At 45.3% G+C, this 16,444-nt stretch carries 16 protein-coding genes; 15 read left to right on the plus strand and 1 reads right to left on the minus strand.

What is annotated here, in order from left to right; genetic code table 11:
- The first annotated feature begins 2 nt into the window (after nt 1–2).
- The 12 genes from NSQ57_RS05965 to NSQ57_RS06020 all read left to right on the plus strand — a co-directional run bounded on the left by NSQ57_RS05965 (nt 3) and on the right by NSQ57_RS06020 (nt 12,467).
- On the plus strand, nt 3–617 hold the full coding sequence (locus tag NSQ57_RS05965) for a hypothetical protein (RefSeq protein WP_342425780.1): 615 nt from the start codon (nt 3–5) through the stop codon (nt 615–617).
- A 59-nt stretch (nt 618–676) separates the two neighbouring features.
- Nucleotides 677–943 (plus strand): hypothetical protein, encoded by a 267-nt coding sequence (locus NSQ57_RS05970; protein WP_342425781.1) that lies wholly within the window; start codon nt 677–679, stop codon nt 941–943.
- Nucleotides 944–1,030: 87 nt separating this feature from the next.
- Nucleotides 1,031–1,477, plus strand: coding sequence for a phage holin family protein (locus tag NSQ57_RS05975; protein ID WP_039269501.1), 447 nt, complete (start codon nt 1,031–1,033; stop codon nt 1,475–1,477).
- A gap of 153 nt (nt 1,478–1,630) precedes the next feature.
- Complete coding sequence (locus tag NSQ57_RS05980; protein ID WP_069011560.1) at nt 1,631–2,596, plus strand: glycoside hydrolase family 25 protein; 966 nt, start codon at nt 1,631–1,633, stop codon at nt 2,594–2,596.
- A 754-nt stretch (nt 2,597–3,350) separates the two neighbouring features.
- A complete protein-coding gene (locus NSQ57_RS05985; protein ID WP_165144621.1) occupies nt 3,351–5,006 on the plus strand; it encodes an ABC transporter substrate-binding protein in 1,656 nt (551 codons plus the stop codon).
- A gap of 29 nt (nt 5,007–5,035) precedes the next feature.
- Complete coding sequence (locus NSQ57_RS05990) at nt 5,036–6,040, plus strand: ABC transporter permease (protein ID WP_029516174.1); 1,005 nt, start codon at nt 5,036–5,038, stop codon at nt 6,038–6,040.
- A gap of 35 nt (nt 6,041–6,075) precedes the next feature.
- Entirely contained in the window at nt 6,076–6,987 is a 912-nt protein-coding gene (gene nikC, locus NSQ57_RS05995) for a nickel transporter permease (protein WP_209949669.1), read from the plus strand.
- A gap of 234 nt (nt 6,988–7,221) precedes the next feature.
- On the plus strand, nt 7,222–8,364 hold the full coding sequence (locus tag NSQ57_RS06000) for a hypothetical protein (protein ID WP_342425782.1): 1,143 nt from the start codon (nt 7,222–7,224) through the stop codon (nt 8,362–8,364).
- Between the two features lie 13 nt (nt 8,365–8,377).
- On the plus strand, nt 8,378–8,767 hold the full coding sequence (locus tag NSQ57_RS06005) for a hypothetical protein (RefSeq protein WP_185156333.1): 390 nt from the start codon (nt 8,378–8,380) through the stop codon (nt 8,765–8,767).
- A gap of 262 nt (nt 8,768–9,029) precedes the next feature.
- Entirely contained in the window at nt 9,030–10,445 is a 1,416-nt protein-coding gene (gene dgt / locus NSQ57_RS06010) for a dGTP triphosphohydrolase (RefSeq protein WP_069012216.1), read from the plus strand.
- Nucleotides 10,446–10,514: 69 nt separating this feature from the next.
- The gene (locus tag NSQ57_RS06015; protein ID WP_165145386.1) at nt 10,515–11,456 is read left to right on the plus strand and encodes an MsnO8 family LLM class oxidoreductase; all 942 of its coding nucleotides are present in this window, start codon (nt 10,515–10,517) and stop codon (nt 11,454–11,456) included.
- Between the two features lie 24 nt (nt 11,457–11,480).
- A complete protein-coding gene (locus tag NSQ57_RS06020) occupies nt 11,481–12,467 on the plus strand; it encodes a methyltransferase domain-containing protein (RefSeq protein WP_342425783.1) in 987 nt (328 codons plus the stop codon).
- Between the two features lie 4 nt (nt 12,468–12,471).
- On the opposite strand, the gene NSQ57_RS06025 is transcribed toward NSQ57_RS06020, so the two are convergent.
- Entirely contained in the window at nt 12,472–13,428 is a 957-nt protein-coding gene (locus NSQ57_RS06025) for a D-2-hydroxyacid dehydrogenase (protein ID WP_039269519.1), read from the minus strand.
- Between the two features lie 225 nt (nt 13,429–13,653).
- On the opposite strand from NSQ57_RS06025, the gene thpR reads away from it, so the two are divergent.
- The 3 genes from thpR to NSQ57_RS06040 all read left to right on the plus strand — a co-directional run bounded on the left by thpR (nt 13,654) and on the right by NSQ57_RS06040 (nt 15,982).
- Nucleotides 13,654–14,229, plus strand: a complete 576-nt coding sequence (gene thpR / locus NSQ57_RS06030) for an RNA 2',3'-cyclic phosphodiesterase (protein WP_341038988.1) — start codon at nt 13,654–13,656, stop codon at nt 14,227–14,229.
- Between the two features lie 101 nt (nt 14,230–14,330).
- Nucleotides 14,331–15,143, plus strand: coding sequence for a cell wall hydrolase (locus tag NSQ57_RS06035; RefSeq protein ID WP_029516185.1), 813 nt, complete (start codon nt 14,331–14,333; stop codon nt 15,141–15,143).
- 155 nt (nt 15,144–15,298) lie between these two features.
- Nucleotides 15,299–15,982, plus strand: a complete 684-nt coding sequence (locus NSQ57_RS06040) for a metal-dependent hydrolase (RefSeq protein WP_104496511.1) — start codon at nt 15,299–15,301, stop codon at nt 15,980–15,982.
- Nucleotides 15,983–16,444: the final 462 nt, after the last annotated feature.

Here is a 16,444-nt window from a genome sequence, read left to right on the forward strand (position 1 = left end):
CCATGAAAGCAGTACCTAAAGTAAATACAAACGGCCTCTATCTGGAGGACGAGTTGGTGGACGATGCCTTTTCGGGTGTCGTCCCTTTTTATACTCCATCTTCGCCCACGCTATCTGATACAAACCAGCAACTAGACACCCATTGGCTTGCTGACAGTAGCTCTAGCACCATAGATGCAACCAATTCAGAAAGCATCCCTGCTGGTTTTACAGTAGGAATTCCAGTACCACCCGGTCTATACCAACCTCATTTTGATATCCAAGGATGGCTGACCTATGAAGCGGAATATAATCAAAAGCTGTTAGAAGCACAAAACGCATACGAGCAACTTAGCAAAGAGGCTCATGCAACGTTTCAGAAGCTGCATGGTGAATGGCAAAACAAGCCTGAAAACGAACGTGGGGATGAACCTGTGTATTTTGCTCAGACATTTACAGCTCCAGAACGAAGAGACCCGGCGACGTTCTGGAGTGAAGGATTGAGTGAGGAAGCAATTAAGGAACTGACGACACAAAAAGCAGAGCAACAGCCGAGTGAGACAGATCAACTGAAGCAGCGTATTGCAGATCTCGAAGTGACGCTGACCCAGCTCATGCTTGGTAGTACAGCAAAATAATGTGTACTGACTATTATTTATTGCAGAAATTTTTATATAAAAGAGGTGAAGTCATAACTATGACCGCTTTAACAGAGGCTCAAATGCGTATTTGTGCTCATGCTTGCATCACTCGCTATGAGCGGGGTGAGGGCGATATAGCAACGATCATGGGAAGTTACGTTTTAGATGAAGAACAGCGTGAACAAGTAATGAAGATTATTTTATCCAAGCGTTCTGATCTAATAGCGGGCAACGTAGAAGGATCGTCATCAACCGATGCTTTAAATGAACAGGAAGAAACGGTTAAATGGTATACCTCTATTTTCCGTAAAAAAACAGTATAGAGAACAAAATAAAAATCATTGTTTTTATGCCCTTGGATCAACCCAAGGGCATTCACTTTACACCTAGGTTCAAAAGGGGGAACAAATATGCATGAAAAGATCGATCAGATTTGGCTGGGGCTTTCCACGGGGACCTTGATCGGTTATTTTTTCGGGGGGTGGACCACTATGTTGACGTTGCTGTGGTGGATGGTCGTGATCGACTTTTTCACCGGATGGGCAGCGGCCTGGATTAATGGGGAGCTAAAAAGCCGCCAGGGGTATTACGGTATTTTTCGCAAGGTTACCGTGTTTTTGCTCATTACGGTAGCTCACCTAATCGACGGTATTCTCGGGGATGCACATTACTTCCGGGATGCCGTCGTTTTCTTTTATTTAGCGAACGAGCTGTTGTCCATTATTGAAAATGTGGGCAGAATGGGAGTGCCGATGCCGGATATTTTACGGAATGCGGTAGCTATTTTTGAGTCCAAGTCAAGTGGAGAAAAAATAAAGTCAACCGACCCTTCCGACAAAGAGAATAAAGTTTCATAAAGTGCCACCAGTGACCACCACCCAAATAGGCTGACTACCTTTTTGCCCTTTTTTCGGTGTAAAAGTGGAAAAGCCCAGACCGTATGGATGGTCCAAGCATATATAACAGAGACAGAGTGCTACAACATTATAATGACAGGGAGGGAGCGCCTTATGCAAAGTCGTAGCCCTAATGCTACCGAAGGCATTGACGTGTCCCGATATCAGGGAACGATTGATTGGAAGCGTGTACGAGCCGATGGTAAATCGTTTGCCTTTATTAAAGCGAGTCAAGGACAGCGTTACGTCGATCCGACATTTATCACGAATGCAAAAGGGATCAAGGCAGCCGGGCTCTTACTGGGAGCGTACCATTTTGTAGATGCGACCGATGTAAATGCAGCAAAAGCAGAAGCCAGGCATTTCGCCGAGGTGTTGGAGCAGGTGGGTGGGGCGAAAGCGCTGGACTTGCCAGCGGTGATGGATTACGAAAATAATCCGGGAGGGCTTAGCTCGGCCACGATTCATGAGGTTGCGTTGGCATTTGTAACGGAATTTGAACGGGTAAGCGGCTGTAAGCCGATGGTATACACAGGGAATGCTTTTGCTGCCCATTTCAAAGCGCCATTGGGCAGTTATAAGCTGTGGATTGCACGTTATAGTACACGGGTGCCCGGCGACACCACAGCATGGAAGAACTGGGACTTTTGGCAATACAGCGATAGTGGACGGGTTGATGGAATTCAAGGGCCGGTTGACCTGAATGTATACGCCGGAACAGAGGCCGAGCTACGCCAAGCATTTGCAGGAGAAGAGGGGGATGAGTCAATGACAGCAGAGGAAAAAGCGGCATTTAAGGCCCTGCAGCAGCAGGTCGCCGCTCTTGAAAACAGCAAAGATGTGCTCAAGCAGACGTTGAATGAACAAAGCGCTTATATTAAAAAAGTGGATCAGCGGGTAGCTGAGCTGGAGGCGCATCAGACTATGCCTGTACCGACCTGGGCGAAGGAAGCAATGGCTGCCGCTGTTGCATTTCATCCAGCAAGCCCGATTGTGGATGCGAAACTGCCAAGCAGTTACGATTTTTATCGCTTACTGGTCGTACTGAACCGTCTGGGTGTGTTTAAAACGACCAAATGATCTTTTATAAATTTTAGGCGAAAAAGGGATTATTTTCATGAAAACTAATCCATACGCCTGAAACGTAAATAGACAGGCGGTTCAAAGGCAACCGCCTGCACTTATTGTAAAGTGATGTTCTTCATGATTTCTACATAAGCTGAACTAGAACGTCTTAAAAGTGTGAATCATTGGGTGAAAATGCAGCATGTCTACCAGCCAAATCAAGCGGTAAAAGCTCTTGTACGTTTGTTTATTTCAGAACATACCTGGGAATTAGGATATAAAGGATGTAGGTTTGGTGCTGAATACATTTTTGAGGTAAGATCATGCTCCTGCTTGGAGGTTGAAGACCCCAAGCAGGAGTATTTATTTGATATGATTGTGTTAATTGGTTTGTAATATTAATTGACATGATGTATAAAAGCATATCGTAATGTATGAAAAACCCCCTTGTCGGCTTCCAGATTTTATAGTAAAGTATCCAATAATCAACTTTGTTTGAGCATAATATTCACTGTTTGTGAGTATATGTCACACTTTCACCACGACCTTACATACTCCTCTTTCTCTTTATCACATCACATTTATTTATTACCCTACAGCATCTCTTACACCACTAGATTATGAACACTTCTGTCCTACTACACCTATTTGATGAACTCGGAACCTGGGATTACAGCTTGAGGACAAGCTTGTCATGTCAATTCAAGAATTGACATTCATCCGGTATCAACGAATTAACAATATATAAGGTGTGAAAGGGGTTTGCTGCATGAGCAAAAAGTATGCAAAACACAAAATCTGGACCGTTCTGCTGGTGCTTGCGCTAGGAGCTGTTTTGGCGCTTTCCGGTTGTGGGGGATCAGGTGAAGGAGCAAAGCCAGAGGCAGGGAAAACACCAAGCGGAGCAGGAGAGGGCGTGCAGGACACGCTTATTTATGGACGCGGCGGAGATTCCGTGGCGCTAGATCCTGCCATTGTGACTGAAAGCGAGTCGCTAAAAATTGGAATGCAAGTGTTCGACACACTGCTGGAATATAAGGAAAACACAACGGAGATCCAACCGGGACTTGCAGAGAGCTGGGAAGTATCACCGGATGGACTGGTCTATACGTTCAAGCTGCGCCAGGGTGTAAAATTCCATGATGGAAGTGACTTTAACGCTGAAGCGGTTGTGTTTAACTTTGACCGCTGGGCTGATCCAAAAAGTCCATACAAATTTGAAGGTGACTCGTTTGACTATTATGATTCTATGTTCGGTCCTGAAGGAAGTAGGGTGATTAAGGAGGTTAAAGCGGTAGATGCGAACAGTGTCCAGTTTACACTAAACAAGCCGCAGGCGCCGTTTTTACAAAATATCGCTATGCCATCCTTTAGTATTGCAAGTCCCAAGGCAATTCAGGAGAAAAAGGCTGATTTCAAGAGTAATCCGGTCGGCACGGGGCCTTTTGTATTTAAGGAATGGAAACGGAACGATACCATCACGCTGGAGAAGAATCCAAACTATTGGAAAGAGGGCCAGCCGAAGTTGGCAAAGATCATTGTTCGTTCCATACCCGACAATACCGCGCGATTTAATGCTCTGCAAAATGGAGAAATTGACCTGATGGAGGATTTGAATCCGGATGATGCAAAGCAGCTAGACGGTAATAGCGAATTGGTGAAAATTGAACGTCCCTCCTTTAATGTGGCGTACATTGGATTTAATTTAAAGAAAAAAACATTCAATAATCCCAAGGTGCGCCAGGCGCTGAATCACGCAGTGAACAAACAGGCCATTATTGATGCATTGTTTGCAGGGCAGGCTAAGCCTGCGGTCAATCCGATGCCACCTACGTTATGGGGGTACAACGATAGTATTCAGGACTACGCCTATGATCTGGATAAGGCTAAATCTTTACTGGCGGAAGCAGGCTTTCCTAACGGGCTTCCCGAGCCGTTAACCTTCTATGCAATGCCCGTATCTCGTCCTTACATGCCTGACGGCAAAAAGGTGGCCGAGGCCATTCAAGCCGATTTTGAAAAAATAGGCGTCAAAGTCAACATCCAATCTCCAGAATGGGCTACGTATCTGGATGATCTTAAAGCAGGAGAGAAGGATGATCTGTACATGCTGGGATGGAACGGGGACAATGGTGACCCGGATAATTTCCTTTATACATTGCTGGACAAGGATACGATTCCAGGCAATAACCGTAGTTTTTATGTGAATGAGGAACTCCATAAAGTATTGGTGAAGGCGCAGGTTGAGGTCGATCAGGACAAGCGTGGGGAACTGTATAAACAAGCACAAGTGATTATTAAACAGGATGCACCGTGGATTCCCTTGGTTCACAGCACACCGTTGATGGCAGGTAAAGCGAACCTCAAGGGTTTTGTACCTTCTCCGGCAGGTATGGAAGCGTACGGAAATATTTATTTTGAATAGCCCAAACGCAAGCAGGCGGTGAATAGGATATGAACTCATATATTGTAAAAAGACTGGCCATATTGATTCCTGTATTACTAGGCATGACGCTTATCGTATTTTCGATTATTCATGCTATTCCGGGTGATCCGGCGGAAACCATACTAGGAGATAAAGCTACGGAACAGTCCAAGCAGGCGCTACGTGAGCAATTGGGACTGGATAAGCCGTGGTTTCAGCAATATGGAACCTATTTGAGTGAACTGGCACATGGAGACTTGGGTGATTCCATTCGCACCAGACAGCCGATTGCCCGGGAAATGCTTCCTTATCTGGCGGCTACGCTGGAGTTGACAGTAGCGAGCATGTTTTTTGCCATAGTAGTTGGAATGAACGCTGGCATCGTGAGTGCCTGGAAGCGAAATTCCTGGTTTGACTATGTCAGCATGGTCATTGCACTGGTCGGAGTATCGATGCCGATTTTTTGGCTGGGCTTGATGGAGCAATGGATTTTTGCAAATAAGCTGCATTGGCTTCCTTCCATCGGACGCATGAATTCCCGTGATCCGGTGGAAGCTGTGACACATTTAGCCGTGATTGATGCGTTCATAGGTGGGCGTATGGATCAGGTGTGGACCGTCATCAAGCATTTGATCCTGCCCAGTATCGCACTTGGAACGATTCCAATGGCGGTCATTGCGCGCATTACCCGTTCCAGCATGCTGGAGGTTATGGATGCGGACTATATCCGTACGGCTCGGGCGAAGGGGCTGGCATCTTTTCAAGTCGTGTACAAACATGCGCTTAAAAATGCTGCGATCCCCGTACTTACTGTCATCGGTCTTCAGACGGGATCACTACTGGGAGGCGCGGTACTGACAGAAACCATTTTTGCCTGGCCCGGCATCGGACGGTACATTTTTGAAGCGATCAGCTCGCGTGACTATCCGGTTATTCAAAGCGGAATTCTGATCATAGCGTTCCTGTTCGTCATCATTAATCTGATTGTCGATTTGCTGTACGCGGTTCTCGATCGGCGTATCCGTTATCAGTAATCAAGTCGCCAATTGTTCAAGGGGGAGCTTGTCCGATGTCACAATTTTCAATGGAACCCAACAACATACCGACGACACGCAGTACATTGGCGCATTTGCCTGTCGTGACTGGTCCTTGGAGAGACGCATGGAGGGCTTTCCGTCACAATAAAATGGCGCTCGTCGGCCTGAGCATTATTATCTTCTTTGTCATCATTGCTTTGATCGCGCCGTGGATTGCTCCTTTTGACTATAAAGAGCAAAATTTGGTGAGCCGTTTGCAGCCTCCTTCTGCGGAGCATTGGTTCGGTACGGATGATCTCGGTCGAGATTTACTGACTCGTACCCTGTATGGAGCCAGAATCTCGTTGTGGGTCGGTTTCTTGTCCGTTATTGGTTCAATGATTGTAGGAACCGCCTTAGGTTTAATCGCAGGATTTTACGGAAAATGGGCAGATATGGCCATCTCGCGGCTATTCGACATTTTACTGGCATTTCCGGGGATTTTGCTGGCCATTGCTATTGTGGCCATTCTAGGGCCTTCATTGGAAAATGCGTTGTACGCCATTGCCATTGTCAATGTCCCAACGTATGGACGGTTAGTTCGCTCTAAGGTGCTGAGTGTCAAAACAGAGGAGTATATCACTTCTGCCAGAGCACTTGGAGCCAATAATACACGAATCATCCTCCGTTATATTTTGCCTAACAGCCTGACACCGATCATCGTACAGGGAACGTTGGGGATTGGAACAGCCATCATTGAAGCGGCAGCGCTTGGATTTCTGGGCTTGGGTGCACAACCTCCTGAGCCAGAGTGGGGTAAAATGTTGTCCGATTCGCGGCAATATATCCAGAACGCGCCGTGGACAGTTATTTTTCCGGGGATATCTATCATGCTGACCGTATTAGGCTTTAATCTGATGGGTGATGGGCTGCGGGATGTATTGGACCCGAGGGCAAAGCGTTAGAGCAAAAGCGATGAGGTATATAAAGTTGAGTAAAGAGGTGTTCTCTGGCCTGAATCCAATGGCTGGGGAACACCTTTTTTATATTAGATTTTCAAATTCGATTCGAACTGAAAAAGTACAAGTTAAAAATATGTTTACTATTTAATATCTTTCGTATATATTAATATTTGGAAATTATTTTTTCACAAATATTTCCTACAAAACTAGATTGAATTAACAGAGGAGATTATTTCAATGAGCATTTCATTAAGAATAGAACGTAAATCCGGTGGTGAACCAATCGAGTTTGTAAAAGGTGAGATCACTGGCTTTACTTATAAGAATAATAGTTCTCTAAACCTTTCAGCTAAGTCTACAAACTTGGTTCATTCGCTACATATTCTAAGCAAAATTCCGCTTCATTCGCTTCCTTCAGTTATAGACAATGCGGATAATTCCAACATGCTGTACACATGGGCAAACACAGAATATGAACCTGATACTGAGGATTACTATCGAAAATGTAATATCCAAATCGTTAGAAATGAAAACACAATTCGAGATATTACGTTTACACACGCTTACGTACAGGAGTATCAAGAACAGATTGATACCAGCAAAGAGATTCTTGAGTTTGAACTTGTTTTAAAACAAAAAGAAGATCAATTGGGAAAAATTCAATATAGTCCTCAGTTAGAACTTAAGGAAACAAGAGAAAAGGAACAGTCTGATGTCTCGGAAAAAGTACTAGAAGATGCATATAGTAAGAATATGTTAGTGTATGCAGGAAGTAATACTTTTCCGTTTGAAAATCCTATGGTAGAACTAGAAAAGACTTGGGTGCGAGGCGTAGAGAAGGTAAAGAATTCTTCAGATACTGTACTACATTATCCTGATCGTAAAGCTTTTACATTAGTAGCTGTTCCTATAGCTCGAAAGAAGTACGGGGACATCACAGCCAATTTACTTCAACATTCACTTGATTACAACCCAGGAAATTTACACTTTAACGAATGGTCATATGAGGCGCAGCAAATTAAAAAATCTAAAGAACACATCGCAATAGTTAATGACGAAGTCAAAAAAGCTAATGCTAATAAAGCTAAAAGTTTTTCGAATAATGAATCTAAGGGATTAGAAAGTGATAAAGATTTATATAATGCTTTTCACAAGATGTATTATAAAATAAATGGAAACTACGTTGACGGGCAATGGAAAATTACTACAATATATTATGATAAATATAATTTTGAGTATAATTTTAAACAAATGTTTACTGGGAACAACAAACTTGGTTGGGCTGCAGCAAACCTAACAAATTTAATGGAATCATGGGGAACATTAAATGAGTATACGTCTTATGTAACAGTAACTGATACAAGAAAAGCTTGGAAGTGAGTGTGAATTGTAGATGAAGCGTAGATATATCTTTATTTTGATCTTGATCTCTCTACTAGTTATAATTACTACTCTAATTTTCCTGGTGAATTCTGGGGATGATACGAAGTATAAATACCCATCAGGCAAAGATACCGTAGAATATTTTGGTGACGGGACTTTTCAAATTTTTAGAGGGGGGCCGGACGACCCTTTAATACTTTATAATCATCTTGCTGATCCAACGGAAAATACTGTTGATAATATTGTGTCATATAAGATAAAAAACAATATCGTATATGTGGTTGGTGAAAATAGCTTCATTAAGCTGGATTCAAGTACCAACACATACAAGCAAAAGAAACGGATTTCCGATTTTACTTCCGAAGATAGAGAAATATTCAATAAATTAATGGAAAAATAGAAGTTATCATAAGCAAAAACAAGTCTCGGGACATAGTTGGGACTTGTTTTTTTATTTCTCATCGTCTGACCACTGGCTTGACTTGATAGGCGATAATGCGCTCAGTCCATAAATCTTGCAGATTGGTATACAATCCTTTCTACTCTTACGAATAGGTGAGATAGTTTGATGCTTACATATATAACTGAAAGTCATGTGAGCTTTCATGAAGCGCGAAAAAAATGTATAATCACTCCAATTGAGTACGTAGGGAGTGGGATTTATGACATGGCAGGACAAGAGAGAGCATCGGCAATTTGCGGAACAGACACGAAGCGACGCTTCACGGGCCGCATATGAACGGGATTACTCCCGTTTGATTCATTCACCGACTTTCCGTCGGTTGCAGGGTAAATCACAGGTATTTGGTGCAGGCACGGGCGATTATTATCGCACACGACTGACGCATTCTTTGGAGGTAGCGCAAATTGCGCGTGAAGCATCCCGAAGCTTGCTGCGCCGCCATCCTGAAGTAGAGCTGGAACAGGCAGATAACGCAGGACTGATCATTGACCCTGAGGTGGTAGAATGTGCTTCCATCGCACATGACTTTGGGCATCCCCCGTTCGGGCACAAGGGAGAAGAAGTACTGGACGGGATTTTGGATCAACTGATTGAAACAAAGGTAGAAAAGATATCCTCTGCCGGAGGCTTCACACTGGAGTCCAAGCGTGGACAGGAGGCCTATGCGCGTGAGCGACGAATTTATGAGCATTTTGAAGGGAATGCGCACAATTTCCGGCTGATTATGTTTTTGGAGAAGCGTGAGAACGTGGATGGTTTGAATTTGTCGGACGCTGTGTTACTGGGGATCAACAAATACCCGTACCCAGGGATTCTGAACAAAAAAGGGTTGTATCTGCATGAGTGGGAATATATACGTTCCATCCGCGAGGATTGGGGTATCCCTGATGGTAAAAAAACGCTGGAAGCCCAGCTTATGGACCTGTGCGACGATATCGCTTATTCTGCGCATGATTTGGAGGATGGGATTAAGGCTGGAAAAATCGAGGTACACGAGCACTTCTTGTATGATCCGTATTTAATTCGTCTGATTACGGAGAAAATCACCACGTTGGAGGATAGCTTCTGGCAAGGCTGGCAACTGGCTCAGATTGAGCAGAAGGTAGCGGCTGTGCTGAGTGAATTTTTGAAGGTGTGGAATGGCAAGATGCCGATGTGTGAACACGATTATTCCCGGACCCGCCGTGAAGTGAAGGCATACTGGGTCAGTCTGTTTGTCAGCAGCTTGGGTGTCATTGATGATGGAAATTGGAAAAAAGTGACCTTTGTACGGGATGGAAACGAAGATTTGGATATGCTGCGCACGGTGAGTGTATTGAAAAGCTTTGCTTGGGTTACGATGATCCGCGATCTGCGCGTACAGCGACTGCAAAAACGGAGTGAGTGGATGCTCAAACGACTTTGGTTGGCTTTTCTGGACCCGGAAACATCCAAATCTATTATTCCAAGCGACTGGCTCCAGCGCTATGAGCGCGACCAAGCCAAGACGAAGCCGATCTGGACATGGGAGCATATGGTCATAGACTATATTGCAGGCATGACCGATGCTTTTGCTGAAAAAATCTATAATGAGTTATACGGCCTGAAGGTGGGTTCCATTTATGATCTGGATTAACCTTTAAATTCCCCCTATATAGTAGAAGAAACTGGTTTATAGCTGATAGTAGGAGGGAGGATTGTGTCTATGCCATCTCGGTCTTTATCTATAAAAAGGTTGAATCTCGGTGTGCTCGATATGGTGCCGTTGCTGCCCGGTAACCGTCCGGAGCAGGCGGTTCAACGAGCTGGCGAACTAGCGAGACAGGCAGAAGCGTGGGGATATACACGTTACTGGACCTCGGAGCACCATGATATGGAGGGGCTGGCTTCCTCCAGCCCGGAAGTGCTGCTGTCTCATATCGGGGCGGTGACGAAGACAATCAAACTGGGTGCGGGTGCTATCTTGCTTCCGCATTATAGTCCAGTCAAGGTCGCGGAATGGTTTCATCTGCTGGCCGCTCTATATCCTGGCAGAGTCGAATTGGGTCTGGGGAGAGCACCTGGTGGGGGACCTCATGCTTCGATGGCACTGAGCGGCAATTTTCTTCAACATGTGACGGAGCTGCCACAGACGATGGAAGCTCTATTGGCTTTGCTGGAAGGTACTTACGAATATGAACAGGTGCCTGTGTTTGCCCGGCCAATGCCTGAACAGCCGCCAGCAGTGTGGATGCTGGGCACAAACCGAAAAAGTGCCGAATATGCCGCCCAGTATTCAACAGGCTATGTATTCGGTCAGTTTATGAGTGAACATCAAACAGAAGAGATGCTCAGCATTTACCGCTCCAGCTTTCAGCCATCCAATCGGATAGACAAGCCACGTACCATGGTTGCTGTAGGCGCAGTATGTGCCTTGACGGATGAGCTGGCGCAGCAATGGGCTGCTCAGATTACATTGGGCGACCCGGCAATTCGGGCCAGCTGGCTGGTGGGAACGCCGTCGGTTATTGCCGAACGGTTACGTGGTTTGCAGATTAAATATGATAACGATGAGTTTCTGTTGGTCACACCGATTCCCGATTATGAGCAGCGGCTTCACTCCTACCGTCTAATAGCGGAGGCCGTAAATTCTAGCCTTGATTCCTAATGAAAAGATGAAAAGAGATCTGACATGAATAAACAGAAAACGAATATCGATGAAATGAAACCAAGCTACGTGTATACCTATGCGTGTCATGAAACAGAGCGTGAGTTATGTCTTTTGGAATTAAAATGTTTGTTCGGTCAGCCGCCCGTGCAGGATTCCATCCTGTTGTCCCATCGACGCCTGGAACCGGGGACCAGCCCGTTTATTCATCTTCGGCTGGATGTAGTGACAGATGCGGGAACACTGGAAGAGCTATGCGAAGCAGCCTCTATGTTACAGCTTGAGGAAGGAAAGACTTTCAAGGTGTTGTGCCTTAAAGAAGGTGACCATGAGGCCGGCTATGACGAGCGGCGCGGGATCGAACGCCGAATTGGTGCACGCATTCATGGCCAGGCGCAAATGAAGACACCGGATATCATCCTTGGTGTTATTCGGATAGGACAACGGTGGCTACTGGGCAGGTGTCAGTATAGCGACAGATCGTGGCAGGAGCGTCGTCAGAAGCCGCAAAATTATTCTACTGGACTACCCGTTCTGGTAGCTAGGGCACTTGTGAATTTGGCAGCAACTGATCTAATAGCAACAAAGGGAGAACCAGGCTCATTGAAACTGCTAGACCCGTGTTGTGGTATGGGCAATGTAATGATTGAGGCATTGAGTATGGGAAAGGATATTCGCGGTTGTGATATCAATCCGTTGGCGGTGCGTGGGGCACGAGTGAATTTGCGTCATTTTGGATATGAAGAAGATCTAGTGAAACTCGGGGATATGAATAAGCTCGAAGGCACATACGATGCGGCCATATTGGATATGCCCTATAACCTGTGCTCCGTGCTCCCGGCTGATGAACAAAAGAAGATGCTGCGCAGTCTGAGACGCTTGGCCGCGCGGGGGGTGGTCGTGAGCACGGAGCCGATGGAAACATTGTTATCCGAGTCAGGTTGGACCCTTACGGAGCAATGTCGCATACATAAGACAGGTATGAGTCGGGAAATCTGGATCTGTAAGTAGTGTGTTAATACTGAGTTTTATAGTTAACCAAATTCAACGGCAGTTCCTGATCAGCGGCATAGGCATTCAAATTAGTAAGAAAAATATCTACCGCTCGTTCGGCGTATCGGTCCGTATCGCCTGCAATATGCGGTGTGATCAAAACATGGTCCAGACTCCATAGTGGATGTGACGCAGGTAGTGGTTCTTCCTCGAATACATCCAGTCCGGCAAAGGCAATATGCTTTTGCTCCAAAGAGCGTACAAGCGCATCCGTATGAACGGTTCCACCGCGACCTACATTAATGAAGAAGGCTCCCTTACGCATAGCTGCAAATGCTTTTTCGTCAAAGAAGTGATGAGTCTCCTCGGTGAATGGCAATATATTTACCACGATATCCGCTGCTCCCAATGCATCGTGTAGTTGTTCGTTAGTATACATATGCTCTACATGCGGAGCTTCCTTGCCAGAACGCCGGACTCCGATTACCCGCATGCCAAAGGATTCTGCAATCCGCGCTGTTTCACGGCCAATTTCGCCAACGCCTGTAATCAACAGCGTTTTGCCACGTAATTCCGTCAGTTGGCCTTTCGGTGGTTGCCATGTTTTCTGACGCTGCAAGAGAGCTGCTTGCTGTAAATAACGTGTATGCGATAGCAGCATTCCAAAGATCTGCTCTGTAATTGGAATGGCATGCACACCACTCGTATTCGTGAGTAAAATGTTACGCTTCTCCAATTCGGTAAGCGGTAGCTTATCAATCCCAGCCGACCAGGTTTGTATCCACTTCAGCTTGCTGTCTGGATGTAATGCATCTTCGGCAATATGCTTGGACCAGCCCAGAATAATCTCGGCCTCCCGGATTTGCTTAGATTCTAATTCCTGAGCTTTGCCAATAATCAACTCGTAGCCCGAAGCCGCTGCACGAACTTGTTTTTTTTGCTCTTCCGTCAGTTGATGTAAGCTTAAAATGTTTCCCATAGTTCACAGCCTCCTCGATTTTTGATTCCTTGGAGTTTCCAATATATTCTGGCGAACCATCTTTTCAAGAATAACAGATTGCTGAAAAAATTGCATAAGAAGGATAAAAACGAGCTCGCGGTGTCACTATATATAACAACAAATGGCTTTACCCTGATTAGGGACAATCCAAACAGCTGCTTTTGAGATATCCACAAATATCTATAGCAAAGGAGGTAAAGGTTGATGAAAGATGAATCGCAAAGACTTTTTACAGCTATTGCTCTCCCAAATGAGCACAAGAAGAACTTACATCATTGGGTGGAGCAGGATTTGAGTGATCTTTCTTTTCGCAAATGGATTGATTTCAGAGATTACCACGTGACACTTCAGTTTTTGGGTGATGTGGAGACCTCAGTTATCCCGAAACTTGAGCAGGTTTTAGTTCAAGCGGCAGCTGAGCATCACCCGTTCACACTTGGCATTGGAGAAGCAGGTTTTTTTGGCCGTGAAGAATTTCCACGTGTACTCTGGAAAGGAGTGACTGGACAGCGAGAGTCGCTAGAGCAGCTATATCAGTCTATACTTCGTGCTACCAAACCCCTTGGTTTTAAACCTGAGGACAGACCTTATCGGCCTCATATCACCGTAGCACGTTCGTACACAGGGGGACAGCCCGTTCCAGCTTCTGTGTGGCAGCCAAATGACCGAAGCGGCGGGCCTTGGGAAGTGGGAGAATTTGTTTTATATGCAACACGATTGGGTCAAAAACCAATGTACCAAATAATTCAAACATTCCCATTAATGAGGCGGAACCCTTGATCTATCAGCGAATTTAGTGATATAGTGTTTCAGCGTTATTCAAAAAGCGCATTTTGGGTTACATATCTGAGGAATGTGCTTAAGTTAACGGGAGGAACATTATGGAAATTATTAAAGAACATCGTTGGTTTGCACCTCTTTTGAGTGTGCTGCTTGTTTGTATATTGGGGATAGGCCTCTACGCTGAGGTTCAGCAAACACAGAATAATCATAAAAATGCATCCATGCATTCTCTGAGCTGGTCAGGGAACTCTGCAGCTCCTACATATGGCGACAGGATGGGGACCCATAAAGGGTCTAACAGGACAAGCCCCATCTTTGTTGCTGCTCATGGGCAGCCAAGCTGGAAAGAAATCATGCCGACTCCGTTACCCGCTTCCCAGATGAAGCAGGCGGAACAAGCTCGGAATAACGTTGCTACAGGCAAGAAAAAGCCTGAGGTCCAGCATAGCAAGTCCGCAATCCTAACCCCTCCTACAACCATCTACTTTACGAAGACAAAAATGCTCACGCAGGATGACAAGGCGTTGTCTACCTGGAGCTACACAGTCTCCGCTAAAGAACTGCTCCTGCTGCAAAAAATAGTGATGGCAGAAGCAGAAGGCGAACCGTACGAAGGCAAAGTGGCAGTTGCCAACGTTGTCTTAAACCGGCTGCGGTCAGCCCCATTTCCCGATACGATTCAGGCAGTGATTTATCAAAAAGCGCAATTTAGTCCGGTCGCGAACGGGCGTCTTCGTCGTGTTCAGCCCAACCAGGACAGCATCCGTGCGGTTACTGCTGCTTTGAACGGCCATAAAGCCGTGCCTGATAACACCTGTTTTTTCCTGTCGCTTACGTTGGCTCAGGACCTTACGGTTCATCATTCCCGTACCAAGGTGAAAACGATCGGTCATCATACCTTTTATAAATAAAGGCACCCTTCTACAAATAACAGCCCTTTCTAAACAATAGGGTTCAGCTTTGTGAACGGATTTTGTGGTACAGGTGAAGCCAGAATGCAAAAGAGGTATAATAGGTAAAGGAAAGTAACCCAAATAATGAAAGTGACAAAGGAGGCGTAGATGATATGAAAATCACATATTATGGACATTCAGTTGTACTGGTAGAGGCAGAGGGGAAACGGATTATTATTGATCCTTTTTTGACGGGAAATCCTAAAGCAACCGTACAGGCCGAGGATATTCAGGTGGATGCCGTGTTGTTGACACACGGTCATGCCGATCATTTTGGAGATGCTGTTGAAATTGCCAAGCGCAATGATTGTCCAGTAATCGCGGTCGCGGAACTGGCCGAATACTGTTCATCCTTGGGGGCCAAAGCTCACGGTATGAATCTGGGTGGGGGGCACCACTTTGACGGTTTCCATGTGAAATTCACACTTGCGTTTCACAGCTCATCTTTGACGGTGGACGGAAAACCCATTTACATGGGAGAGCCGGCAGGGATTTTATTGACCATGGGAGGCCAAACCTTTTTCCATGCAGGGGATACTGGTCTGTTTGGTGACATGCGTCTCATTGGGGAGACTAACTCCATCGATGCTGCGGTATTGCCGATCGGAGATGGTTATACGATGGGACCGGAGGATGCATTGCTGGCAGCAAAATGGCTGCGTGCAAGCCGCGTAATACCGGTGCATTACAATACGTTCCCGGGTATTGAGCAGGACGGAGATGGCTTCTGTGATCGTCTGCACAAAGAAGGTATTGAAGGGAAAGCATTGAAGCCCGGCGAAAGTCTCGAATTTTAATACGGATATCTGATTTGCGTGAATACACTAGATGGTCTATTAACTTATCGTATCTCCTTTGTCAGCCTTTTCTGTTCCTTAGAGGAATAGGAAAGGTTGTTTTTTAAAAGTGAATATTTATACATAAAAATGAGATAAATTTGCATTGATACGTTGAAGCTGTAATGTAAAAGATTTATTATCACAATCATAAAAACTTTGAATTGCTAACATGATAGGTCAATGATAAAATGATAGAACTAATTAGATTCATCAGTGGAATCGACGTATTTTTCAAGTCAAGCCATTGCATAATTATTGAAAAACATACGCATTCGGTGGACCGTACCGCCTTGAATACGTCACATGTTTTGTCCCCCATTCCTCGTAGTTGTTCTTTGAGTTACCTCTTGTTGCCACTGTCTTCTATTCGGCCGCCTGTATTTCAGGCCAGCATGACTTTATAACAGAAAGGTTGCGTTC

Origin of the sequence: Paenibacillus sp. FSL L8-0502, from assembly GCF_038593055.1 — a bacterium.
GTDB lineage: Bacteria > Bacillota > Bacilli > Paenibacillales > Paenibacillaceae > Paenibacillus > Paenibacillus polymyxa_D.